Source organism: Pseudomonas sp. 300 (genome assembly GCF_055803035.1).
On record NZ_JAVLRV010000002.1, the window covers coordinates 1,334,673 to 1,358,827 of the forward strand.

The 24,155-nt window shown below is 60.3% G+C and carries 21 protein-coding genes; 9 read left to right on the forward strand and 12 right to left on the reverse strand.

Features of this window, described 5'->3' with window-relative positions; translation table 11 throughout:
- The first annotated feature begins 97 nt into the window (after window positions 1-97).
- From Q7W83_RS12760 to Q7W83_RS12795, 8 genes are all read left to right on the forward strand, one after another.
- On the forward strand, window positions 98-946 hold the full coding sequence (locus Q7W83_RS12760) for a transporter substrate-binding domain-containing protein (RefSeq protein ID WP_145314551.1): 849 nt from the start codon (window positions 98-100) through the stop codon (window positions 944-946).
- Between the two features lie 52 nt (window positions 947-998).
- Window positions 999-1,661, forward strand: coding sequence for an amino acid ABC transporter permease (locus Q7W83_RS12765; protein ID WP_008033038.1), 663 nt, complete (start codon window positions 999-1,001; stop codon window positions 1,659-1,661).
- A gap of 9 nt (window positions 1,662-1,670) precedes the next feature.
- Window positions 1,671-2,333: an amino acid ABC transporter permease gene (locus Q7W83_RS12770; RefSeq protein WP_150639064.1), complete on the forward strand. Its 663-nt coding sequence runs from the start codon at window positions 1,671-1,673 to the stop codon at window positions 2,331-2,333.
- Window positions 2,330-3,136: an amino acid ABC transporter ATP-binding protein gene (locus tag Q7W83_RS12775; RefSeq protein WP_150639063.1), complete on the forward strand. Its 807-nt coding sequence runs from the start codon at window positions 2,330-2,332 to the stop codon at window positions 3,134-3,136. Before Q7W83_RS12770 ends, Q7W83_RS12775 begins: the two co-directional genes overlap by 4 nt.
- A 31-nt stretch (window positions 3,137-3,167) precedes the next feature.
- On the forward strand, window positions 3,168-3,557 hold the full coding sequence (locus tag Q7W83_RS12780) for a RidA family protein (RefSeq protein ID WP_150630055.1): 390 nt from the start codon (window positions 3,168-3,170) through the stop codon (window positions 3,555-3,557).
- A 171-nt stretch (window positions 3,558-3,728) separates the two neighbouring features.
- Window positions 3,729-4,493, forward strand: a complete 765-nt coding sequence (locus tag Q7W83_RS12785; protein WP_008033782.1) for an IclR family transcriptional regulator — start codon at window positions 3,729-3,731, stop codon at window positions 4,491-4,493.
- A 41-nt stretch (window positions 4,494-4,534) separates the two neighbouring features.
- Window positions 4,535-5,752 carry an amino acid deaminase gene (locus tag Q7W83_RS12790; RefSeq protein WP_473656160.1) on the forward strand — a complete coding sequence of 406 codons (1,218 nt, stop codon included), beginning with the start codon at window positions 4,535-4,537 and terminating at the stop codon, window positions 5,750-5,752.
- A gap of 152 nt (window positions 5,753-5,904) precedes the next feature.
- Window positions 5,905-6,837 (forward strand): sugar kinase, encoded by a 933-nt coding sequence (locus Q7W83_RS12795; protein WP_150630051.1) that lies wholly within the window; start codon window positions 5,905-5,907, stop codon window positions 6,835-6,837.
- Between the two features lie 138 nt (window positions 6,838-6,975).
- Here Q7W83_RS12795 and Q7W83_RS12800 read toward each other — a convergent pair whose 3' ends face one another.
- Window positions 6,976-7,251 (reverse strand): peptidylprolyl isomerase, encoded by a 276-nt coding sequence (locus Q7W83_RS12800; protein WP_007898282.1) that lies wholly within the window; start codon window positions 7,249-7,251, stop codon window positions 6,976-6,978.
- 64 nt (window positions 7,252-7,315) lie between these two features.
- Entirely contained in the window at window positions 7,316-9,853 is a 2,538-nt protein-coding gene (locus Q7W83_RS12805) for a PAS domain-containing hybrid sensor histidine kinase/response regulator (RefSeq protein ID WP_473656161.1), read from the reverse strand.
- A 119-nt stretch (window positions 9,854-9,972) separates the two neighbouring features.
- Here Q7W83_RS12805 and Q7W83_RS12810 point away from each other — a divergent pair, with 119 nt between their 5' ends.
- On the forward strand, window positions 9,973-11,082 hold the full coding sequence (locus Q7W83_RS12810; RefSeq protein ID WP_150630088.1) for a PilT/PilU family type 4a pilus ATPase: 1,110 nt from the start codon (window positions 9,973-9,975) through the stop codon (window positions 11,080-11,082).
- A 46-nt stretch (window positions 11,083-11,128) separates the two neighbouring features.
- Here the strand turns inward: Q7W83_RS12810 and Q7W83_RS12815 are convergent, their stop codons facing one another.
- From Q7W83_RS12815 to Q7W83_RS12860, 10 genes are all read right to left on the reverse strand, one after another.
- The gene (locus Q7W83_RS12815; RefSeq protein WP_473656162.1) at window positions 11,129-13,084 is read right to left on the reverse strand and encodes an acetoacetate--CoA ligase; all 1,956 of its coding nucleotides are present in this window, start codon (window positions 13,082-13,084) and stop codon (window positions 11,129-11,131) included.
- A gap of 79 nt (window positions 13,085-13,163) precedes the next feature.
- The gene (gene hbdH / locus Q7W83_RS12820; RefSeq protein WP_150630047.1) at window positions 13,164-13,937 is read right to left on the reverse strand and encodes a 3-hydroxybutyrate dehydrogenase; all 774 of its coding nucleotides are present in this window, start codon (window positions 13,935-13,937) and stop codon (window positions 13,164-13,166) included.
- A 7-nt stretch (window positions 13,938-13,944) separates the two neighbouring features.
- Entirely contained in the window at window positions 13,945-15,336 is a 1,392-nt protein-coding gene (locus Q7W83_RS12825; protein ID WP_150630045.1) for a GntP family permease, read from the reverse strand.
- A 284-nt stretch (window positions 15,337-15,620) separates the two neighbouring features.
- Entirely contained in the window at window positions 15,621-17,036 is a 1,416-nt protein-coding gene (locus Q7W83_RS12830; RefSeq protein ID WP_473656163.1) for a sigma-54 interaction domain-containing protein, read from the reverse strand.
- Window positions 17,037-17,177: 141 nt separating this feature from the next.
- Window positions 17,178-18,758 (reverse strand): ABC transporter ATP-binding protein, encoded by a 1,581-nt coding sequence (locus Q7W83_RS12835; RefSeq protein WP_473656164.1) that lies wholly within the window; start codon window positions 18,756-18,758, stop codon window positions 17,178-17,180.
- 14 nt (window positions 18,759-18,772) lie between these two features.
- Window positions 18,773-19,795 carry an ABC transporter permease gene (locus Q7W83_RS12840; RefSeq protein ID WP_473656165.1) on the reverse strand — a complete coding sequence of 341 codons (1,023 nt, stop codon included), beginning with the start codon at window positions 19,793-19,795 and terminating at the stop codon, window positions 18,773-18,775.
- Window positions 19,795-20,856: a microcin C ABC transporter permease YejB gene (locus Q7W83_RS12845; RefSeq protein WP_150639057.1), complete on the reverse strand. Its 1,062-nt coding sequence runs from the start codon at window positions 20,854-20,856 to the stop codon at window positions 19,795-19,797. Before Q7W83_RS12845 ends, Q7W83_RS12840 begins: the two co-directional genes overlap by 1 nt.
- Entirely contained in the window at window positions 20,856-22,724 is a 1,869-nt protein-coding gene (locus Q7W83_RS12850) for an extracellular solute-binding protein (RefSeq protein WP_150639056.1), read from the reverse strand. Before Q7W83_RS12850 ends, Q7W83_RS12845 begins: the two co-directional genes overlap by 1 nt.
- A gap of 136 nt (window positions 22,725-22,860) precedes the next feature.
- Complete coding sequence (locus Q7W83_RS12855; RefSeq protein WP_150630034.1) at window positions 22,861-23,142, reverse strand: peptidylprolyl isomerase; 282 nt, start codon at window positions 23,140-23,142, stop codon at window positions 22,861-22,863.
- Window positions 23,143-23,226: 84 nt separating this feature from the next.
- Window positions 23,227-24,108 (reverse strand): esterase/lipase family protein, encoded by an 882-nt coding sequence (locus Q7W83_RS12860; protein ID WP_458377343.1) that lies wholly within the window; start codon window positions 24,106-24,108, stop codon window positions 23,227-23,229.
- Between the last annotated feature and the right edge of the window lie 47 nt (window positions 24,109-24,155).

The following is a 24,155-nucleotide window of genomic DNA, read 5'->3' on the forward strand; positions in this document are numbered from 1 at the left end:
TTCCGGGCAGACCTGTGGCACACTTTCTGCTGTCTATTCCGTTGTTACATACCAAGTTCCGGTATAGCGGAATACACATCATCCTGGAGTGCTTGCCATGCATCGCCGACCTTCCTTGTTTAAAGCGTGTGTTTTTCTTTTTGCGGCTTCGGCTGCTGCTGTGGGTGTTGCCCAGGCGGCGGACAGCAAGCTCGATAGCGTGCTGGCCCGCGGGAAACTGATCGTGGGCACGGGCAGTACCAACGCGCCGTGGCATTTCCAGGGAGCGGACGGCAAGTTGCAGGGTTTCGATATCGATATCGGGCGGATGGTCGCCAAAGGGTTGTTCAACGACCCGAGCAAGGTCGAGTTCGTGGTGCAGTCGTCCGATGCGCGGATTCCCAACCTGCTGACCGACAAGGTCGACATGAGTTGCCAGTTCATTACCGTGACCGCCAGCCGCGCGCAACAGGTCGCGTTCACGCTGCCGTACTACCGCGAAGGCGTCGGCCTGCTGTTGCCGGCCAACAGCAAGTACAAGGAAATCGAAGACCTCAAAGCGGCCAATGACAGCGTGACCGTGGCAGTGCTGCAGAACGTTTACGCCGAAGAACTCGTGCACCAGGCGCTGCCCAAAGCCAAGGTTGATCAATACGACAGCGTGGATTTGATGTACCAGGCCGTGAACTCCGGCCGTGCCGACGCCGCTGCCACCGACCAGTCTTCGGTCAAGTACCTGATGGTGCAGAACCCTGGCCGCTATCGCAGCCCGGCTTACGCCTGGAGCCCGCAAACCTACGCGTGCGCAGTTAAGCGCGGCGATCAGGACTGGCTGAACTTCGTCAACACCACGTTGCATGAAGCCATGACCGGCGTTGAATTCCCGACCTACGCGGCGTCCTTCAAACAGTGGTTCGGTGTCGATTTGCCAACACCCGCGATTGGTTTCCCCGTCGAATTCAAATGACCCCGTGAGAGCGGGGCGCCTGTAACGCGCCCCGTTCAAGGTACTGCTGACCATGAACTATCAGTTGAACTTTGCCGCCGTGTGGCGCGATTTCGACACCTTGCTGGCGGGGCTCGGCCTGGGCCTGGAACTGGCGCTGGTGTCGATCGCCATCGGTTGCGTGATCGGCCTGATGATGGCGTTTGCCTTGCTGTCAAAGCATCGCGCGCTTCGGGTGATGGCGTCGGTGTATGTGACGGTGATCCGTAATACGCCGATTCTGGTGTTGATTCTGTTGATCTACTTCGCGTTGCCGAGCCTGGGGATTCGTCTGGACAAGATCCCGTCGTTCATCATCACGCTGTCGTTGTATGCCGGGGCGTACCTGACCGAAGTGTTCCGTGGCGGTCTGTTGAGCATTCCCAAGGGCCAGCGCGAAGCCGGGTTGGCGATCGGTCTCGGCGAGTGGCAGGTCAAGGCGTACGTCACTGTTCCGGTGATGCTGCGCAACGTGCTGCCGGCGTTGTCAAACAACTTCATTTCGCTGTTCAAGGACACCTCGCTGGCGGCGGCGATTGCCGTGCCGGAGCTGACCTATTACGCGCGCAAGATCAATGTCGAGAGCTACCGGGTGATTGAAACCTGGCTGGTGACCACAGCGCTCTATGTTGCGGCCTGTTACCTCATTGCCATGATGCTGCGTTACCTCGAGCAGCGTCTGGCGATCCGCCGATAGGAGGCTCTCATGTACGAATCACCCAGTTGGTTGCATGAGTTATGGGTCGCCCGTGAAGTGTTGTGGCAAGGCTTCCTGACCAGTGTGCAGGTCTCGGCCCTGGCGATTTTGCTGGGCACGATGGTCGGTATCGTCGCGGGTCTGGTGCTGACCTACGGCAAGTTCTGGATGCGCGCGCCGTTCCGTTTTTATGTGGACATTATTCGCGGCACGCCGGTGTTTGTATTGGTGCTCGCGTGCTTCTACATGGCGCCGGCACTGGGCTGGCAGATCAGTGCGTTCCAGGCCGGTGCCTTGGGGCTGACGCTGTTTTGCGGCTCGCACGTCGCCGAGATTGTGCGCGGGGCTCTGCAAGCTTTGCCCAGCGGTCAGATGGAGGCGAGCAAGGCGATTGGCCTGACGTTTTATCAATCGCTCGGTTACGTGTTGTTGCCTCAGGCGCTGCGGCAGATTTTGCCGACGTGGGTCAATTCCTCGACCGAGATCGTCAAGGCCTCGACGCTGCTGTCGGTGATCGGGGTCGCCGAGTTGCTGCTCAGCACCCAGCAGATCATCGCCCGGACGTTCATGACGCTGGAGTTTTACCTGTTCGCCGGATTTCTGTTTTTCGTCATCAACTACGCCATCGAATTACTCGGCCGGCACATTGAAAAGCGGGTGGCCTTGCCATGACTCAACCTTCGCTCTCTAACGTAAAAGATGCTCAAAACGCTCAGGCCCTGCTGGACATTCGCGGCCTGCACAAACAGTACGGCAAGCTCGAAGTGCTCAAGGGCGTCGACCTGACCCTGCAGCGCGGCAATGTGGTCACGCTGATCGGTTCGAGCGGTTCGGGCAAAACCACGCTGTTGCGTTGCGTAAACATGCTCGAAGAATTCCAGGGCGGCCAGATCGTGCTTGATGGCGAATCCATCGGCTATGACGAGGTCAACGGCAAGCGTGTCCGCCACCCGGAAAAAGTCATCGCTCGTCATCGCGCCATGACCGGCATGGCGTTCCAGCAGTTCAACCTGTTCCCGCACCTGACCGCGTTGCAGAACGTCACCCTCGGTTTGCTCAAGGTGAAAAAGCTGCACAAGGACGAAGCCGTCGCCCTCGCCGAGAAATGGCTCGAGCGCGTCGGTTTGCTGGAGCGCCGCGATCACTATCCCGGTCAGTTGTCCGGCGGTCAGCAGCAGCGCGTAGCGATTGCCCGGGCGATTGCGATGAACCCGAGCCTGATGCTGTTCGACGAAGTGACATCGGCCCTCGACCCGGAACTGGTGGGCGAAGTGTTGAACGTGATCAAGGGCCTGGCGGATGAAGGCATGACCATGTTGCTGGTGACCCACGAGATGCGTTTTGCGTTCGAGGTCTCGGACAAGATCGTTTTCATGAATCAGGGGCGGATCGAAGAGCAGGGGCCTCCCAAGGAGCTGTTCGAACGCCCGCAATCGCCGCGCCTTGCGGAATTTCTCAAGAACACGCGGTTTTAAAACGTCCACCTTTCAATCAGGAGAAACACTCATGAGCATTACTCGTTACGGCACCGGCAGCACCGCCGCTGGCGGCCAGCCTCGTCCATTCGCTCGCGCCGTTGAAGCCGATGGCTGGCTGCATGTTTCCGGCCAGGTGCCTGCGGTGGATGGCGAGATCATTGTGGGCGGCATTGTCGAGCAGACCCACCAGACCATGAAGAACCTGATCGCAATTCTCGAAGAGGCTGGTTATGGCCTGGAAGATGTGGTGCGTGCCGGGGTGTGGCTGGAGGATCCGCGGGATTTCACCAGTTTCAACAAGGTGTTCTCCGAGTACTTCAAGTCTGAACACGCGCCGGCCCGGGCCTGTGTGCAGGCGAACATGATGGTCGACTGCAAGGTCGAGATCGACTGCGTCGCGTACAAGAAAAAGGCCTGAACCGAGTCGCGCCCATCGCTGGCAGGCCAGCTCCCACAGGATTCTATGGGCTGCCACAGATTGCAGACACACTCTCCATCCCTGTGGGAGCTGGCCTGCCAGCGATGGCGGCCTAACAGTCGCCACCGCACTCTGGTTAAACTCCCGGCACTTTGAATGGGAATTTGAAACATGACCGAAGACACCATCAAGCGCCGGGCACGCGGTCTGGACCGGGCGTTCGATATCCTCGATTTCCTCAAGGAAATCGGCCAGCCCTTGCGTCCAAATGAAATCGCCAGTGGCATCGGCAGCCCGAAATCCACGGTCTACGAACTGGTGGCTTCACTGCTGGAACGACGGATCCTCGAGCCCGTGGGCAAGGACGGTCACGTCTACCTCGGCCGTCAGCTGTACTTCCTCGGGCAGGCACATTTGCGTCATTTCGACCTGACCCGCGAGGCTGATCACGCTCTGCAGGAAATCGTCAGCCAGACCCACGAAACCGCGCAGATGTGCCTGCTCAACGGGCGTAAATACACCGTGGCATTGATGAAAGAGGGCGAGCGGCATTTCCGCATTTCCTCGGACATCGGCGAGAACGCGCCGATCCCCTGGACCGCGTCCGGGCGCCTGTTGCTGGCGCACCTGAGCGACCAGGAAATCATCGACCTGATCGATCACGACGACTTCATCCTGCCAAACGGCGAACGCCTGCCGCTGGAGCAGTTTCTCGGGGAAATCCGTCAGGCTGGTATCGACGGGTTTTTCTCCTTCGATAGCGTCGCCGACACCTTTACCCATTGCTTCGCCGCCCCGGTCAAAGACCCGAACGGCGTGGCCATTGCGACCCTGTGCATCGTCGCCCCGCGGGCCGATGCCAAGACGCATTACAACGACTATCGGCGGGTGTTGATCGACAACGCCAACCGCCTGGCCCGTCGCATCAACGAATAACAGCGGCTGTTCGCGGCCGCGAAAATGTGAGGAGTTCGACCATGTCTACTGCCCCAAATACTGCCGCCGTGGAAAAGGGCTTTGCCCAGACCGGTGCCCACCTGGTGCGTGACGTCAGCCTGCCGGCGCTGGTGCTGCATCGCGAGGCGCTGGAACACAACATCCGCTGGATGCAGGCGTTCGTCAGCAACAGCGGCGCCGAACTCGCGCCTCACGGCAAAACCAGCATGACTCCGGCATTGTTTCGCCGCCAACTGGGCGCCGGTGCCTGGGGCATTACCCTGGCCAGCGCCACGCAAACCCGCGCGGCGTACGCCCATGGCGTGCGTCGAGTGTTGATGGCCAACCAATTGGTCGGTACGCCGAACATGGCGCTGATCGCCGACCTGCTGGCGGACCCGACGTTCGAGTTCCATTGCATGGTCGATCATCCGGACAACGTCGCTGACCTCGGCGCGTATTTCGCCTCGCGCGGTGTGCGCCTGAACGTGATGATCGAGTACGGCGTGGTGGGTGGCCGTTGTGGTTGCCGATCCGAAGACGAAGTGATCGCCCTGGCCAAAGCCATCAGCGCCCAACCGGCATTGGCGCTGACGGGCATCGAAGGTTACGAAGGCGTGATCCATGGTGATCATGCGGTCACCGGCATTCGTGAGTTCGCCGCTTCGCTGGTGCGCTTGGCGGTGCAGTTGCAGGACAGCGGCGCCTTCGCCATTGGCAAGCCGATCATCACGGCGTCGGGCTCGGCCTGGTACGACCTGATCGCCGAGTCGTTCGAAGCGCAGAACGCTGGCGGCCGTTTCCTCAGCGTGTTGCGCCCGGGCAGTTACGTGGCTCACGACCATGGGATTTATAAAGAAGCGCAATGTTGCGTGCTTGACCGTCGCAGCGACCTGCACGAAGGCCTGCGTCCGGCGCTGGAAGTCTGGGCGCATGTGCAATCGTTGCCGGAGCCGGGTTTTGCTGTGATCGCTCTGGGCAAGCGCGACGTGGCGTATGACGCCGGCCTGCCGGTGCCGTTGCTGCGTTACAAGGCCGGTGTGGTGCCGGCGAAGGGCGACGATGTCAGCGCCTGCAAGGTGACGGCGGTGATGGATCAGCATGCGTTCATGACCGTGGCGCCGGGGGTTGAACTGCGGGTGGGCGACATTATTTCGTTCGGGACTTCGCACCCGTGCCTGACGTTCGACAAGTGGCGCACGGGGTGTCTGGTGGATGAGCAATTGAATGTCATCGAAACCATGGAAACCTGTTTCTAAGGTAAACCGAGGTGCGGCTATCGCGGGCAAGCCCGCTCCCACAGGGGGTTGCGAGTTGCCATAAATAGCAGTCACATCAAAAACTGTGGGAGCGGGCTTGCCCGCGATGAGGCCCGCCCAGACACCATCGAACGATCTGAGACACCACAATAATGAACACCATCAACACCCTCGGCCCCAACATCCCGCGCATCGCCCTGATCGGCGAATGCATGATCGAGTTGCAACACCGCGCCGACGGCAGTCTGCAACAGAGCTTCGGCGGCGACACCTTGAACACGGCGGTCTACCTGTCTCGGGAGCTGGGCACGGCCGGTTCGGTGGATTACGTCACCGCACTGGGCGATGACAGTTTCAGCGATGCCATGTGCCAAAGCTGGGCCGCCGAAAACATTGGCCTGGACAGGGTCCAGCGTTTACCCGGTCGCTTGCCCGGTTTGTACTGCATCCAGACCGACGCCGCCGGTGAACGGCGTTTTCTCTATTGGCGCAACGAGGCCGCCGTTCGCGATTGCTTTACCACGCCATCCGCCGCGCCGATTCTCGCGGCGCTGCCGGATTACGACGTGCTGTACTTCAGCGGCATCACCCTGGCGGTGCTCGGCGTGCAAGGTCGGGAGAAGTTGCTGGAAACCCTGATCGAAGCGCGGCAGCGCGATGCGCGGATTGTGTTTGATAACAACTATCGGCCACGTCTGTGGGCGTCGATCGAGGAGGCTCGGGCGGCGTATCGCAGCGTGTTGCCGTATATCGACCTGGCGTTGCTGACTGTCGATGACGAACAGGCGCTGTTCCATTTTTCCGATTGCGATGCAGTGTTCGCCGCTTACGAGCAAGTGGGCACGCCGGAAGTGGTGCTCAAGCGCGGCGCCGAAGCCTGCCTGATTCGCTGTGAGGGTGAGTCGTTCGAGGTGCCTGCACAGCGCGTCGAGCGGGTGGTGGACACCACGGCGGCGGGGGATTCGTTCAGTGCGGCGTACCTGGCCAGTCGGCTCAAGGGCGGCAGCCCGGTCGAGGCGGCGCAGGCCGGGCATCGGTTGGCGAGTCGGGTGATTCAGGTGCCGGGGGCGTTGATTCCCCGATAAGGGTTGAATGGCCGCTGGCTGCGCCACCGGATCGCTGGCAAGCCAGCTCCCACAAGGGTTGTGTCGTACGCCAATGCGTGGTCAACGCAAATCCTGTGGGAGCTGGCTTGCCAGCGATGAGGCCCTCAAGCCAACCCATCAATCGCGATAAAACACCTGCACCAGGTGATACCCGAACTTGCTCTTGATCGGCCCATGCACCACCCGCAACGGCTTTTTGAAAATCACCGCATCAATCACGCCGACCATCTGCCCGGGCCGGACTTCACCGAGATCACCGCCGCGTTTGCCGGACGGGCAGGTGGAATATTTCTTGGCCAGCACATCGAAGGCTTCGCCCTTGGCGATGCGTTGTTTGAGCTGCTCGGCTTCTTCCGAGGTTTTCACCAGAATATGGCGGGCTTGAGCTTTCATTGGCAGTACCTTGCAACGGTGGTGGCTATGTGGGGGCCAGCGGGGCGCGCGATTATGCCTTAACTCACTCGGGTTGGCCGATCATCGTGCGAATCTTGTTGGCCAGCAGGTCAACCGAAAACGGTTTGGCCACCATGTCCATGCCTTCCTCGAGAAAGCCCTGGCGCTCGGTGGCCATTTCCGCGTAACCGGTCATGAACAGCACTTTGAGCTCGGGACGGTGCTGCCGGGCGATTTCTGCCAGTTGCCGGCCGTTCATGCCCGGCAGCCCGACATCGGTCACCAGCAGATCGATCCGCAGACCGGATTCGAGCAGGGGGAGGGCGGTCTTCGCATCCTCGGCCTCGTGGGCGCGATATCCCAGCTCCTTGAGCAGATCAAACACCAGCATGCGCACTGCCGGATCATCTTCCACCAACACCACGGTTTCCCCGGCTATCGCGGAGGGCGCCTCGCCGATGACCGGTGACCGCACATCTTCCTGGTCCACTCCCTGCAACCGCGGCAAGAACAAACGCACGCTGGTGCCCTGGCCGGGCAGGCTGAACAAGCTCACGTGGCCGCCCGACTGCTGGGCAAAACCGTAGATCATCGACAAACCCAACCCCGTGCCCTGACCGATTGGTTTGGTGGTGAAGAATGGATCGAACGCCTTGGCCAACACTTTGGGGGTCATGCCGGTGCCGTTGTCACTGACGGCGATCATCAGATAATCCCCGGCCTTGACCGGTTCCAGAATGTTGATGTCACTGCTGTCCAGATAGACATTGGCGGTTTCGATGCGCAACTCGCCGCCATCAGGCATGGCATCACGCGCATTGATCACCAGGTTGAGCAGCGCGTTTTCCAGTTGGCTGACGTCGGTGCTGACCGGCCAGGCTTCATCGGTCAATTGCAGTTTCAGTTCGATGTGATCGCCCTTGGTGCGGCTGAGCAAGTCTTCCAGAGAATGAATCAGCTCGTTGGCGTTCAGCGGCTTGCGATCCAGCGACTGGCGCCGGGAGAAGGCGAGCAGGCGATGGGTCAGGGCGGCCGCGCGGTGGGCTGAGGACACCGCCGCTTCGGTGAAACGGCCGATCTCGGCGGCACGCCCATCAGCGATGTAGCGCTGCATCAGGTCAAGGCTGCCGATGATCCCGGTGAGCATGTTGTTGAAGTCATGGGCGATACCGCCGGTGAGCTGGCCGACCGCTTCCATTTTTTGCGCATGGCGCAAGGCGTCTTCGGCACGCTCGCGTTCGAACATTTCGTTTTGCAAGCGCTGGTTGGCTTCGGCCAATTGCTGGGTACGGGCGGCGACGCGTTCCTCAAGGGTTTCGTTGAGGTTGCGCAAGGCTTCTTCGGTCTGTTTGCGCTCGGTTTCGTCGATCACGAAGATGTAGAAACCGTTCACCGCACCATCCGACCCGTGGCGCGGCAGATAATTCATCAAGGCCTGACGGGTGCCGCCGTCACGATGCGGCGTGCTGATGCTGAAACAGCAGGTTTTGCCCGCCAGTGCTTCGGCGATGTATTCGGCGCGCAAGGCGTAGGCTTCTTCCCCCAGCACCTCATGAATGGTCCGACCGTAAAGCTCCTGAGGTGTCAGGCCATACCAGTCGAGGTACGCCGCGTTGTTCAGGCGAAAGCGTTCTTCGCTGTCGACGTAACTGATCAGGATCGGCATGGCGTTGATGATCAGTTGCAGCTCGGTCTGACTCTGGCGCAAGGCTTGTTCGATGTGTTTTCGTTCGGTCAGGTCCAGCGCGGCGCCGAGGAAACGGATCGGCCGGCCATGGTGGTCCTTGTAGCAACGGCCCCGGGCAAACACCCAGTGCAACTGGCCGTCGGGTTGCAACAGGCGATATTCCTCGGCGTATTCGCTGCCGTGGGTAATGCACTGCTTGATGCCGCGAGTGACCATCGATCGGTCTTCCGGGTGCACCGCTTCGAGATAAGCACTGATGGGCAACTGACTGGCGAGTAGCGGGTCGATGCCGTGCAATTGGGCGAAATGCGCGTCGGCGATGAAGCGGTCTTCGCTGATGTCCCAGTCCCAGGTGCCGACAGCGTCGGTGGCGGCCAGCGCCAGTTGCAGGCGTTCCTCGGTCTCGCGCTGAGCTTTCAGGCTGGCGGCCGAACGCTGCTCCAGTTCAAGGGCGATGCGTCGGCGTTCGTTGGTTTCGATGGCCGTGACCAGAATCCCGGCGACCTCGGCGCGTTCATCGCGGATCGGACTGTAGGTCAAATCCAGCCAGAAGTCGGAATCATCCCCGTCGCGTTGCAGGGTGAAGCGCTGTTCGCTGTAGGTCCGCACCTGGCCTTGTAGGACGGCGCTGTAAATCGGGTCGGTAAAGTCTTTGAGTTCTGGCCAGATCTGGTGCGTTGGTTGTCCGAAAGCGTGTGGATGCTTGCTGCCGGCCAGTAATGCGAAGCCATCGTTATAGATCTGTGTGAGTTCCGGCCCCCAGAGCAGCAGCATCGGCATCGGTGAGTGAATCACGATGTCCACCGCTGTGCGCAGGCTCTGCGGCCAGGCACTGGCGGCGCCGAGCGGGGTGCTCGACCAGTCCAGTCTGGCAATCAAGGCCTGGGCATCGCTGCGGGTGGGTGCTGCGTTCATCACGGTGTCCTGCATGTCGGTCGGTGTAGCGGCGTCTACTATCCTAGGGGGGTAGGCGCTGAATGACCGGTTTTTTGGGTCATTTCTGTTCATTGAATGCTTCGCGGGTGCTTTTTGCCATGGAAATCGATGCGCTGTTGAATACCCTGTCCAGCCAGGAAGGGTCCGATCTGTACCTGTCCACCGGCGCGCCACCCTGCGCACGGATTGACGGTGTGCTCAAACCCTTGACTGACCAGCCGTTCAAACCGGGGGCAATTGCCGCCATGGCCGCGTCCATCATGGACGCCGAACAGCGACTGGAGTTCGATCGGGAGCTGGAGATGAACCTGGCGATCTCTTTGGCGGGTGTCGGGCGTTTTCGGGTCAATATTTTCAAGCAACGCAACGATGTGTCGATTGTGGTGCGCAACATCAAACTCGACATTCCGCGCTTCGAAGACCTCAAGTTGCCCCCCGTGCTGCTGGAAACGGTGATGCTCAAACAAGGGCTGATGCTGTTCGTCGGCGCCACCGACTCGGGCAAGTCTACCTCACTGGCGGCGTTGATCGATTACCGCAACCGCCATAGCAGCGGCCATATTGTCACCATCGAAGACCCGATCGAGTACATCCACCGGCACAAAAAATCGATCATCAATCAGCGCGAGGTCGGCGTCGATACCCGCAGTTTTCATGCCGCGTTGAAAAACACCTTGCGCCAGGCGCCCGACGTGGTGCTGATCGGTGAGATCCGCGATCGCGAGACCATGGAACACGCGCTGGCGTTTGCCGACACCGGGCATTTGGTGATTTCCACCTTGCATGCTCATAACGCCCATCAGGCGCTGGATCGCATTATCAATTTGTTCCCGGAAGAACGGCGGACACAACTGCTGCATGACCTGGGCAACCATCTTAAAGCGTTCGTTTCCCAACGTCTGGTGCGCACCCGTGACGGACAACGCAGGGCGGCGGTAGAGGTGATGCTGGGCACGCCGACCATTGGCGACCTGATACGGCGCAATGAATTCGACGAGCTCAAAGGGATCATGGAAAAGTCGACGGAGCAGGGCATGCAGACGTTCGATTGCGCGCTGTATGCATTGGTGATCGAAGGCGCGATCGACGAAGAAGAGGCGTTGAAACATGCGGACTCGGTGAACAACTTGCGCCTGCGGCTGAAGCTGCATGCCGACGCGTCACCCGGCCCCCATGCTCCGCCCGGCGAATGGGGCCTGATGGACTGACCCACATCCCCCTCTGCAGGCGCCGGCTCCTGCAAAGGGGCGTGTTTCAGGTGTTGAGCTCGGGGCGATTGCGGAATTGTTCCAGCGCTTCGGGATTGGCCAACGCATCGGTGTTTTTCACCGGTTCGCCCTGCACCACATTCCTCACCGCCAACTCGACCACTTTGCCGCTGATCGTACGCGGAATGTCGGTCACCGCGACAATCTTCGCCGGTACGTGGCGCGGCGTGGTGTTGGCGCGGATGACCTGGCGAATCTGCTGTTGCAGTGTTTCGTCCAGTTCGACCCCCTCGGCCAACCGTACGAACAACACCACCCGCACGTCGTCCTGCCATTGCTGACCGATGGCCACGCTGTCGATGACCTGCGGGACTTTTTCCACCTGACGGTAAATCTCCGCCGTGCCGATGCGCACGCCGCCAGGGTTGAGGACCGCGTCGGAACGCCCGTGGATCATCATCGCGCCGTGAGCCAGTTGTTCGGCGTAATCGCCCTGGGCCCAGACTTCGGGGAACAGGCTGAAGTAAGACGCGCGCAGCTTTTCCCCGGTCGGGTCATTCCACAGGCCGACGGGCATGGCCGGGAAGTGTCGGGTGCAGACCAGTTCGCCTTTTTCGCCAATGACCGCAAGACCGGCATCGTTCCAGACCTCGACGGCCATACCGAGGCTCTTGCCCTGGATTTCGCCGCGACGCACGGCCAACAACGGATTGCCGTTCACGAAGCATGAAACGATGTCGGTGCCACCGGACATCGACGCCAGGCACACGTCGGCCTTGAGGTCGCGGTAGACGTAGTCGTAGCTTTGCGGCGACAGCGCAGAACCGGTGCACAGCAGCGTTTGTAGGCTGCCCAGATCATGAGTTTGCCGCGGCTTCACGCCGTTGCTTTCCAGGCTCGCGAGGTATTTGGGGCTGGTGCCGAACACGCTGATGCGCTCGTCGTCGATCAGGTCGATCAAGCGCTCCGGACCGGGATAAAACGGCGAGCCGTCGTACAGTACGACGGCGCTGTCCACGGCCAGGGCCGACACCAGCCAGTTCCACATCATCCAGCCGCAGGTGGTGTAGTAAAACAACCGATCGCCGGGCCCGAGATTGCAATGCAGGCCGTGTTCCTTGACGTGTTGCAGCAGCACGCCGCCGGTGCTGTGGATGATGCATTTGGGCACGCCGGTGGTGCCACTGGAATAGAGGATGTACAGCGGATGGGCGAAGGGTACGGCGACAAAATCCGGCTCACCGCCTGGTGCGTAGAACTCATCCCAAAGTGTCACGTTCGCCTGGGTATGGAAGTCTTCGACGTGCGCCTGTGGTTGCGCGTAAGGCACCACGATCAGCTGTTGCAGGGAGGGCAGGCGTTCAATGATTTCGTTGACCTTGGCGCGTTGGTCGATGTCTTTGCCGGCATAACGGTAACCGGCGCAGGTGATCAGCACCTTCGGTTCGATCTGGCCGAAGCGGTCGATGACGCCCTGGGTGCCGAAATCCGGCGAGGAGCAGGACCAGATGGCCCCGAGGCTGGTAGTGGCAAGCATGGCAACCAGGGTTTGCCAGGTGTTCGGCATGCACGCGGCGACGCGGTCGCCGAGGCCGACACCGGCGGCGATCAGGCTGTTCTGGAAACCGGCGACATGCTCGGCCAATTCGGCCCAGGTGAGTTGTTCGCGTTGGCCGTTCTCGCCGATGGCGACCACGGCGACGGCATCGTCACGACGGCGCAACAAGTGCTCGGCGAAGTTCAGCGTTGCACCGGGAAACCACTGCGCGCTGGGCATGTGCTCGCCTTCGATCAGAACCGCGTCGGGTTGATCGTGGAAGCGGATATCAAAGAAGTCGACGATGGCTTGCCAGAAGTCGACCCGCTGATCAATGGACCATTCATGCAGATCGGCATAGTCGGCGATATCGAGGTGATGTCGCTGATTGATAAAGCGCCGAAAGGCCTCCATGCGGGTTTTGGCGATGCGTTTGGGGTCAGGTTGCCAGAGGATGTCGGACATTTTTTGCCTCTTCTTTTTCTATTTCGAGATCCAATCGCCGGCTTGCCGGCGATGAACGATTACACGGTCTATCGCCCAATCACTGCGCCAACCACCCACCATCAATATTCCACGCCGCACCGCGCACCTGGCTGCCGGCCTCGCTGCACAAGAACAGCACCAGTTCACCCAATTGCGGCGGCGTGACGAACTCCAGCGACGGCTGTTTCTCAGCCAGCAAATCGTGCTGCGCCTGCTGCGGATCAACCCCTTTGGCGATGCGGTCGTCGATCTGCTTCTGCACCAACGGCGTCAACACCCAGCCAGGACAGATTGCGTTGCAAGTCACATTGGTGGTGGCTGTTTCCAGGCCGACCACTTTGGTCAGACCGATCACCCCGTGCTTGGCCGCGACGTAGGCCGCCTTGCCCACCGATCCCACCTGGCCATGCACCGAGGCGATATTGATAACCCGGCCCCAACCCTTGGCGCGCATGCCCGGCAGGCTCAAACGGGTGCTGTGAAACACCGACGACAGGTTGATTGCAATGATCGAGTCCCAGCGCTCCACGGGAAAATCTTCCACCGCCGCCACGTGCTGAATGCCGGCGTTGTTGACCAGAATGTCCACGCCGCCGAACTCACGCTCGGCGTAGGCGATCATGTCGGCAATCTGCGCCGGGTCGCTGACATCGGCGGGGTGATGACCGACCTTGCCGCCGAACTGTTCGACCTCGGCAATCACTGTCGAGGCATCGCCGAAACCGTTGAGAATCAGGTTCGCGCCAGCCTTGGCCAGGCTGAGGGCGATGCCCAGGCCGATGCCGCTGGTGGAACCGGTGACCAGAGCGGTCTTGCCCGAAAGAGTCGTCATGAATACCTCACACAATGCCAGTGGCGTAGAAAGTACCGATCACCACAAAAACCGCCAGGGTCTTGATCAGCGTAATACAGAAAATGTCTTTGTAGGCTTCGCGGTGGGTCAGGCCGGTCACCGCCAGCAAGGTGATGACTGCGCCGTTGTGCGGCAGGGTATCCATGCCGCCGCTGGCCATCGCGGCCACCCGGTGCAGCACTTCCAGAGGGATGTTGGCCGCATGGGCCGCGGCGATGAAGTCATTGGCCATGGCCGCCAGCGCGATGCTCATGCCGCCCGATGCGGAGCCGGTGATGCCGGCCAGCAAGGTGACGGTGATCGCTTCGTTGACCAGCGGGTTGGGAATACTTTTGAGCCAGTCGGCCAGCACCAGGAAGCCCGGCAGCGAGGCGATCACCGCACCAAAGCCGTATTCCGACGCCGTGTTCATCGCTGCCAGCAATGAACCGCTGACCGCACTTCTGCTGCCTTCGGCCAACTTGCCGCGAATCGCCTGGAAGCCGAACACCAGCACCATGATGATGCCGACCAGCAACGCTGCCTGAACCGCCCAGATGGCTGTGAGTTTGGCGACTTCGGTGGTCACCGGTGCAGCCATCCCCGGCAGCGCGAGGCTGTGGGTCTTGCCGTACCACTGGGGAATCCATTGGGTAAACAGCAGGTTCATGATGCCGACGGCCAGCAACGGCGACAGCGCGATCCACGGATTTGGCAGCTTGATATCGGCAGCGGTTTCCGGCTCGTTGCGCAGTTCGGTGCCGTAGCCTTCACCCGAAGTCTGAGCCTTGTTGCGCTGGCGCTGCAGAAACAGCATGCCGGCGCAGACCACGAAGATTGAGCCGATCAAACCCAGCCACGGCGCCGCCCACGCGGTGGTGTTGAAGAAAGTGCTGGGGATGATGTTCTGGATTTGCGGGGTGCCGGGCAGGGCATCCATGGTGAACGAGAAGGCACCGAGGGCAATGGTCGCCGGGATCAGGCGCTTGGGAATATTGCTCTGGCGGAACATCTCGGCCGCGAACGGGTAGACCGCAAACACCACCACAAACAGCGACACGCCGCCGTAAGTGAGCAGGGCGCAGACCAGCACGATCACCAGCATTGCCTGGCGGGTGCCGAGCAAGCGAATCGCTGCCGCAACGATGGAGCGCGAGAAACCCGACAACTCAATCAGCTTGCCGAACACCGCACCGAGCAGGAACACCGGAAAATACAGTTTGATGAAGCCGACCATTTTCTCCATGAACACCCCGGTAAAAGCGGGGGCGACGGCGGACGGGTCGGTGAGCAGAACGGCGCCGAGGGCGGCAATCGGGGCAAAGAGGATAACGCTGTAGCCACGGTAGGCCGCGAGCATCAGCAGCGCGAGGGCTGCCAAGGCAATGATCACACTCATGGTGTGTCTCCTGGATTGTTATTTTTGTGGGGTGAAGCTGTGTGGGGGAGGGCTTTAGCGAGTTTCGTGCCAGACATGCAACATATTGAAATATAAGGATATTTCTTGAGTTTGTTATGTAGGGGACGATTGATAGTCTCTGATGTGAGACGTGTGCTGGCAGTGTGACCTCATCGCGAGCAGGCTCGCTCCCACAGTTGACCGAATTTCTCTGGTGAAATGCACAACCTGTGGGAGCGAGCCTGCTCGCGATGGTCTGTCTAACAATGGAGATGCATGTCTCTCTATAGAGACTCTGCAATCCCCAGTGCCACCATCTTCTTGTACAACGTCGACCGCCCAAGCCCCAACCGAGCCGCTGCTTCAATCACCTTGCCCCCGCATTGCGCGAGGGCGGATTCAATCAGTTGCCGGTCAAATCGTTCACGAGCCTCGCTGAAGGTCTCATGTACAACCGATTCAATCATTGAGGGCGCCGTGCGTTCGACCGGCGTTAACGTACCAATCGCAGCGCGGATATCCTGCGCATTCAGCATCAGGTTGTCACTGAGCAACGCCGCCCGTTCGAGCACGTTGCGCAACTCGCGAATGTTCCCCGGCCAGGCGTGTTGAGCCAGCAGCTCCAGCGCCTCGCGGTTCAGTTCGTGCTGACTGCGCAACTCCTCAAGGATGGCTTCACTGAGCGCCGGCAAATCATCGAGGCGATCACGCAGCGGCGGGACCTGGATCGGCAGCACATTGAGGCGGTAATACAAGTCGGCGCGAAACTCGCCGCGTTTAATCGCGGCTTCAAGGTCGGTGGAGGTCGCGGCGATCACCCGCACATCGCTCTGAATCACTTCGTTGGACCCGACCGGTTCGAATTCCTTTTCCTGCAGCACCCGCAGCAGCTTGCTTTGCAGCGGCAGCGGCATGTCGCCGATCTCATCGAGAAACAGTGTGCCGCCCTGTGCAATCTGCAACTTGCCGACACGACCCTTGCGATCGGCGCCGGTAAACGCGCCAGGGGCGGTGCCGAAGAATTCGGCCTCGAGCAGCGCCTCGGGAATCGCTGCGCTGTTGATGCTGACGAACGCCTTGTGCGCACGTGGCGATGCACCATGAATCGCCTGGGCCAGCAATTCTTTGCCGGTGCCGGTTTCGCCCAGCAGCAACACCGGAGAATCAGCACTGGCACTGCGCCGGGCGCGGCGTTTGACTTCGAGGCTGGCGGCGCTGGTACCAATAAAGTGTGCAAAGTTGTACTTGGTTTGCCTTGCGCGCAGCAGCGAGCGGGTGGAGGCCAGTTCCTCCTGCATGCTCATGTAGCGCTTGAGCATCGGCGACAGGCTGCGCAACTCGTCGAACAGCGCAAAACCAATCGCACCGATCACCACGCCGGCATCGTCGTGGATTGGCAGGCGCATCACCACCAAGGGTTCTTTGGGCGTGTCCTGCATGTCGAGCAGAATCGGTCGACCGGTACGCACCACTTCCCGTAGCAGGCTGCCGGGGATCACGCTTTCGCAGGCCTTGCCAATCGCCACTTCCGCCGATTCGAGACCGAAGCGTCGAGCGTAGCGCTCGTTCATCCAGACGATGTTCGCGTCGCGATCGACAATCACCGTGCCTTCGCTGGACTGCTCGATGATCTCGAACAGGGAGCGGATCGCCAACAGGCGAACGCGCTGGTAATCCTTGAGGCTTTCGGTGGTGTTCATGAGTGTCATATCCAAAAGGTTTGGTGTCTTCGCGGGCGTCTTCGCGAGCAGGCTCGCTCCCACAGTAGATCTGTGTCGTTCACAAATCCCCTGTGGGAGCGAGCCTGCTCGCGATGGCCGCTACGCGGTTCAACGACAGGATTATGCCGACTGCAGATGCGCCGCCGCCAACAGCTCTTTGGTGTACGGATGCTGCGGCGAATCAAACACATCGTGGCTGGCACCGCTTTCCACCACTTTGCCGTCCTTGATCACGATCATGTCGTGGGCGAGGGCGCGCACCACCGCCAGGTCGTGGCTGATAAACAGGTACGTCAGGCCGTGCTTTTCCTGGAGTTGGCGCAACAGCGCGACCACTTGCTTCTGCACGGTGCGGTCCAGCGCCGAGGTCGGTTCGTCCAGCAGGATCAGCGCCGGTTTCAGCACCAGCGCCCGAGCGATGGCGATGCGTTGGCGTTGGCCGCCGGAGAACTCGTGGGGGTAGCGATGGCGACTTTGCGGGTCGAGGCCGACTTCCTGCAGTGCGCGAATCACTTCGGCCTTGCATTCGTCCGCCGTCAATTGGCTGTGAACCTCAAGGCCTTCGCTGATGATCTGCGCCACGGACATCCGCGGACTCAGGCTGCCGAAGGGGTCCTGGAACACCACCTGCATTTTCTTGCGCCATGGCCGCAGCTGCTTTTGTGTCAAACCGTCCAGCGCTTCACCCTGAAAACGAATACTGCCTTCGGAATCGAGCAGGCGCAGGATCGCCTGGCCCAGTGTGGATTTGCCGGAACCGGATTCACCGACAATGCCCAGCGTCTTGCCGCGCTGGACATTCAGGCAGATGCCATCCACCGCGTGCAAATACGTTTTGCGCTGGAACAGTCCGCCGCTCAGGGCAAAACGCACGGAAAGATTTTCCACTTCCAGAACGTTCTCGCGTGGGTCCCGGGGCAGGGCTTCGCCTTCCGGTTCGGCATTGAGCAGCACGCAGCTGTAGGGATGTTTCGGCTCGGTGAACAGCGTTTCGCACGGCGCTTGTTCAACGATTTCCCCGGCCTTCATCACGCACACGCGCTGAGCGATGCTGCGCACCAGATTGAGGTCGTGGCTGATCAGCAGCAATGACATGCCGAGTCGCTGTTGCAGGGATTTGAGCAGGATCAGGATCTTGCGCTGCACCGTGACGTCGAGCGCGGTGGTGGGCTCGTCGGCGATCAGCAACTCCGGTTCGCAGGCCAGCGCCATAGCGATCATGACCCGTTGCCGTTGGCCGCCGGAAAGCTGATGCGGATAGGCCTTGAGCCGTTCTTTGGGCTTTTGGATACCCACGAGGTGCAGCAACTCAAGAATCCGTGCCTGTGCCGCTTTACCGGTCAGGCCCTTGTGCAACAGCAGGGTTTCGCCGATCTGCTTTTCAATGCTGTGCAGCGGATTGAGCGAGGTCATCGGTTCCTGGAAGATCATCGCGATGCGGTTGCCCCGCAACTCCCGCAACACCTTCGAAGAGGCGCCGAGCAGCTCCTTGCCACGATAGCGGATGCTGCCGGTGGTTTCGGTGCCGGTCTCGGGCAGCAATTGCAGGATCGAGTGCGCGGTCACCGATTTGCCGGAACCCGACTCACCCACAAGCGCCAGGCATTCACCGGGGCGGATGTCCAGACACAGGTTACGCACCACGGTCTGGCCACTGAAGGCCACGCAGAGGTCACGGATTTCGATCAGGTTGTTACTCATATCAACAGTCCGCGTCAGGATCGAGGGTCAAAGGCATCTCGCAACGCCTCGCCGATAAACACCAATAAAGAAAGGATCAGCGCCAGGGTGAAAAACGCGGTCAGCCCCAGCCACGGTGCTTGCAGGTTCTGCTTGCCCTGACCGATCAATTCGCCCAGCGAGGCACTGCCGGCCGGCATGCCGAAACCGAGGAAGTCCAGCGCGGTGAGCGTCGAAATGGCCCCGGTCAAAATGAACGGCAGGTAACTCAGCGTCGCGTTCATCGCGTTCGGCAAGATGTGCCGAACGATGACTTTGCGGTCGGTCAGGCCCAGTGCCCGTGCGGCTTTGACGTATTCGAGGTTGCGCCCACGCAGGAACTCGGCACGCACCACGTCCACCAGCGCCAGCCAGGAAAACAACGCCATGATCCCCAGCAGCCACCAGAAATTCGGCTCCACGAACCCCGACAGGATGATCAGCAGGTACAACACCGGCAATCCCGACCAGACTTCCAGCAAGCGCTGACCGATCAGGTCGACCCAGCCGCCGTAATAGCCTTGAAGCGCCCCGGCGGCGATGCCGATCAGTGCGCTGACAAGGGTCAGCATCAGCGCAAACAGAATCGACACCCGTGCGCCAAATATCACCCGCGCCAACACGTCGCGCGCCTGGTCGTCGGTGCCCAGCCAATTGACATTCGACGGCGGGCTCGGCGCGGGTTTGTTCAAGTCATAGTTGGGTGTGTCGTCGCTGAATGGAATCGGCGGGAACAGCAACCAGCCGCCGTCCTTTTTGATCAGCTTCTGAACATAGTCGCTGCGGTAGTCCGCCTGGAACGGCAGTTGCCCACCGAATTCCTGCTCGGTGTAGCGCTTGAAGGCCGGGAAGTACAGTGAGCCCTGATAACTGACCACCAGCGGTTTGTCGTTGGCGATCAGCTCGCCGGCGAGGGTCAGCATAAACAGGCCGATAAACAACCACAGCGACCACCAGCCACGGCGGTTTTTCTTGAATCGTTCGAAACGGCGGCGCGCCAACGGCGAAAGCTTGAGCATCAGGCGTTCCTCGCGGCGAAGTCGATACGCGGGTCGACCAGCGTGTAGCACAGGTCGCCGACCAGTTTTATCAGGAGGCCGAACAGGGTAAAGATGAACAGCGAACCGAACACCACCGGATAGTCCCGCGACACCGCCGCTTCGTAACTCATGCGACCCAGGCCATCGAGGGAGAAGATCACCTCGATCAGCAGCGAGCCGGCAAAAAACACGCTGATGAACGCCTGAGGAATGCCCGACACCACCAGCAGCATGGCGTTGCGGAACACGTGGCCGTACAGCACGCGGCGTTCACTCATGCCTTTGGCCCGTGCCGTGACCACGTACTGGCGAGTGATTTCATTGAGGAAGGAGTTTTTGGTCAGGATGGTCAATGTGGCAAATCCACCGATGACCAGCGCTGTGACGGGTAATACCAGGTGCCAAAAGTAGTCGGCGATCTTGCCCACGGTGGACAGCGATTCGAAGTTGTCCGAGACCAGGCCACGCACCGGGAACCAGTTCAGCGACGTGCCGCCGGCAAACACGACGATCAGGAACATCGCAAACAGGAACGCCGGCATCGCGTAGCCAATGATGATCGCGGTGCTGCTCCAGATGTCGAAATGGCTGCCGTGGTGCACGGCTTTGCGGATGCCCAGCGGGATCGACACCAGGTAGGTGATCAGCGTGGCCCAGAGCCCGAGGGAAATGGTCACCGGCATTTTTTCGAGAATCAGGTCGGTGACCGTGGCGCCGCGGAAAAAGCTCTTGCCGAAATCCAGTTGCGCATAACTTTTGAGCATCAGCCACAGACGCTCGTGCGCCGGTTTGTCGAAGCCGTACTGTTTTTCGATTTCCTTGATCAGTTGCGGGTCGAGGCCGCGACTGGCTCGCGAACTGCCGCTCATGACCTCGCTGGAACCGCCGCCCACGCTGGCCCCGCCGATACCTTGCAAGTGAGCGATCGCCTGTTCCACCGGTCCGCCCGGTGCGGCCTGAACGATGACGAAGTTGACCAGCAGAATGATCACCAGCGTCGGAATGATCAGCAGCAGGCGCCGCAGAATATAAGCCCACATCAGTGCGGCCCTCCGGGTTTGCCGCGCTTGATCAGTTCGGCAGTCATCTGTTGATTGGTCAGCGGCGTGGTGCTCACTTCCCACCAACTCTCGATGGCTTCGTCATTGGCCGCTTGCACGCTGGGAATGCCGAAACGGTTCCACCACACGGTTGAACTGCCCGGCGGGTAATAGTTGGGAATCCAGTAGTAGTTCCATTGCAGTACCCGGTCGAGGGCATGGGCGTAGCGCAACATGTCGGCCTGGGTGGTGGCGCGGACGAGGCCGTTGACCAGCGTATCGACCGCCGGATTCTTCAACACCATGTAGTTGTTGGAGCCCGGATCGTTTGCCGCTGCCGAACCAAAGTAATTGTTCAACTCGTTGCCCGGCGACGTGGTGACCGGGTAGCCGGTGACGATCATGTCGTAATCCCGGGACATCAGGCGATTGACGTACTGCGAGGAGTCGATTCGGCGGATGTTCAGGTCGATGCCGATCTGCTTCAGCGTGCGCTTGTAGGGCAGCAGCAAACGGTCCATGCCGTTCTGGCTGACCAGGAAGGTAAAGCTCAGCGGCTTGCCCTCGGCATTCACCAGTTGATCGCCATCGGGTGTCCAGCCGGCCTGTTCGAGCAAATCCAGCGCTTGCAGTTGTTTGTCGCGGATCACGCCACTGCCGTCGGTTTTCGGTGCTTCGAAGACTTTGGTAAATACTTCGTCGGGGATCTGTCCGCGCAGGGGTTCAAGAATCGCCAGTTCGGCGGCGTCCGGCAGGCTGCGGGCGGCGAGGGCGGTGTTGGAGAAGAAGCTCTGCTGGCGGATATAGAGGTCGCGCATCATCTGCCGGTTGCTCCATTCGAAATCCCACAGCATCACCAGCGCCTGACGGACACGGCGGTCCTGGAACATCGGATTTTGCAGATTGAACACAAAGCCCTGGGCCGACTGCGGCGCTTCTCTGGCCAGGTGCGACTTTTGCAGGCGACCGTCGCTGAGGGCCGGGCCTTCGTAGCCGATGGAATAACCGGTGGCGGAGAATTCACGGTTGTAGTCGTAGGCTCCGCCGCGCAACACCTGACGCGCCACATCGGTATCACCGAAATACTCGATGCTGAAGTGATCGAAATTGTAGAGCCCACGGCTGACTGGCAAGTCCTTGCCCCACCAGTCCGGATTGCGTTCGAAGGTGATACTGCGTCCGGAATCGACCTTGCCCACCTTGTACGGGCCGCTGCCCAAGGGGGGCTCGTAACCACCGCCGCTGGCGAAGTCGCGGGTTTTCCACCAATGCTCGGGAAATACCGGCAAAGTCGCGATGTCGAGGGGCAGGGTGCGGTTTTCGTTGGTCTTGAAGTCGAAACGAACGGTGCCCGGCGATTCCACCTCGACGCCTTTGACGTCGGCGAACTGGGTGCGATATCGCAGGCTGCCCTGGGTCATCAGCAGGTCGAAGGTGTAGCGCACGTCTTCGGCGGTGATCGGCTTGCCATCGGCGAAGCGGGCCTTGGGGTTGAGGTAGAAACGCAGGGACAAACCGTCTTCGGAGCGCTCCATCTTCTGCGCTACCAGGCCATAAACGGTGTAAGGCTCGTCCAGCGAGCGCTGGGCCAGCGGCGAATAGATCAAACCGTCGATCTGCGTCACGCCGATGCCTTTGTCTATATAAGGCAGGACATGATCGAAATGCCCGATCTCGATCGCCGAGCGACGCATTGTCCCGCCCTTTGGCGCTTGCGGATTGGTATAGGCAAAATGACTGAAGCCGGCAGGGTATTTCGCTGGCTCGCCATAGACGGTCAGCGCATGTTGCGGTGCGGCGTTCACACCGGCGGCGCCCAACAACAGGGCCACGGCAGTGAACAGCAAAGTAGGGAAAGCCAGTCGCATTGTCAGCCTTAGAGCCGGGTAATCGATAACCGCAATTTGTACGCTAGCGGCGCGTCCCTCGCCAGCCGTATCACGTACCCGAAACACGACGGCCCACCATAAGGCGGGCCGTTGTGCGTGAAACTTCGCGAATCACTTAGTCCTGACGGCTGGTCACTTCAAGCAAGTGGTAACCGAATTGAGTCTTGACTGGGCCTTGCACGACGTTGATCGGTGCGCTGAAGACCACGGTGTCGAATTCCTTGACCATCTGGCCCGGACCGAACGAACCCAGGTCACCGCCCTGACGGCTCGACGGGCAAGTGGAGTTGGCTTTGGCAACTTCAGCGAAGTCGGCGCCAGCCTCGATTTGGGTTTTGAGTTCGTTGCACTTGTCTTCGCTGGAAACCAGGATGTGACGGGCAGTGGCTTTAGCCATGGGAAATACTCCTTTCAATGTTCAGTAAAGTGCGGAGCCTACCGGATTCAGTGGTCCATTTCTTCTCAAAGTTCCTTCCAATGCTTACAGGCCAGCCTTTCTCAGGCGTTCGGCGTGTTGCACATACAAATCAATCGGGTCGATGCCTTTGCGTACCCGACCGGCTGTCTGGTTGATGCTGTCCAGATGATCGAGCGGGTAATCGGAACGGATCACTTTGCCCAAATGGGAGCTGAAACGTCCGACCATGCCGTCGTTCTGCTCGGCTTCGGTGGTGAAATAGCGAGAAAAGGCCCGTGAGAACCCGTTCAGCGGGTCGAGTGCATTGAGTCCTTCATCGAGAACGGACCCTTGCAACGTGCCGCTCCAGGAATAGTAGCGAACCCCGTTGACCCGTTCCCGACCCTTGCCGCCCCAGGTTTTTGGCAGACCCTGGGGGTATTTCTCATTAAACGCGTAGACACCTTCGGTGGTCAGCGCATTCAACGCAGCGATAGCGTTCTGCGGCAGTTGCGGGTTGCCACTCAGCAATGACAGGAAATCGGCGAACAAGCTGACGACCGCTTCGGCGGCCTGTTCCGGCAGGCGTCCGGGCGTCAGTGTCTTACGCAGGAAATCTGCCAGTTCCGAACCGTGGTTCGGTCCGCTGACCGACGTCACCGAGGCCACGATTTGCGGCGCTATCGCGGCGGCGTAACGTGCGGCCAGTGCCCCCTGGCTGTGCCCGATCAGGTTGACTTTTTCTGCACCGGTGCCTTCCAGCACCCGTTCGATCTGGGCCAAAAGCTGTTCACCGCGTGCTTCGTTGGTGTGGGTCGCCGACAGGTGAGGTATGAACACCCTGGCGCCGTCGCTGCGCAGTGCTTGCTTGATGTCCTGGAAGAGCTCGAACGGGCCGATCCGGTCGAAACCGAACAGGCCGTGAACCAGCAGGATGGGATAGAGAGTGCTTGCATTCCTTTGCATGTTCTTACCTTTTCGCGGGAGTTCGTGGATGTGCTTGGGCCTCACTC